Here is a 602-nt window from a genome sequence, read left to right on the forward strand (position 1 = left end):
CGAACAACTTATAGAAAGAGCCAAAACAAAATTCAATACCATAAAATCTGATAAAAACTGTCCAGAGCCCTTTGCCGAAAAATGCGAATTAAGTGTGATCGACAAGAAAAAAAATCTGAATCCTTGTTTCTCATTTCATTGGGGAGATGGAGCTCATGATCAAATCGAAGAAAACGACACAGAGGTTTTTTACATTACAGTTTGCAATAATTATAACGACATCACATACACCGGTTTGCGAATTACAAAAGTAACATTATCTCCAGATATTCATCCATTAGACAAAATACACATTGTACCAGATCGCTTTATTAATTTTGATTGTTTAGAACCTTGTACCTGTCAGACGAGAGCCTTTGCCATGATCAATAGGGCAAATGACACCGCTGGCAACTATACCCTAGAGGTCACCTATTGTTATGAAGAAATACTCCTTGCAAAGAGTGGTAATTCTGGAGTTGCCAAATTCCCTGTGGTCCTAACAGAAGATTAGTTAGCTCAAAAAGAAAACAAATAATCTTACAGAACATCAGATAGTAGATAATACTCCCCGTAAAAACTTGCTTATTGGACGGTTCGCCCGCAGGGGCTCAAGGGCGGCG

General features: G+C 38.4%; 1 protein-coding gene. It reads left to right on the forward strand.

Annotated features, from left to right (window positions below; translation table 11 throughout):
- On the forward strand, positions 1-493 hold a 493-nt coding region (locus SM447_RS29495), incomplete at its 5' end, for a hypothetical protein (RefSeq protein ID WP_474576136.1).
- Positions 494-602: the final 109 nt, after the last annotated feature.

Source organism: Micromonospora aridisoli, from assembly GCF_056150025.1.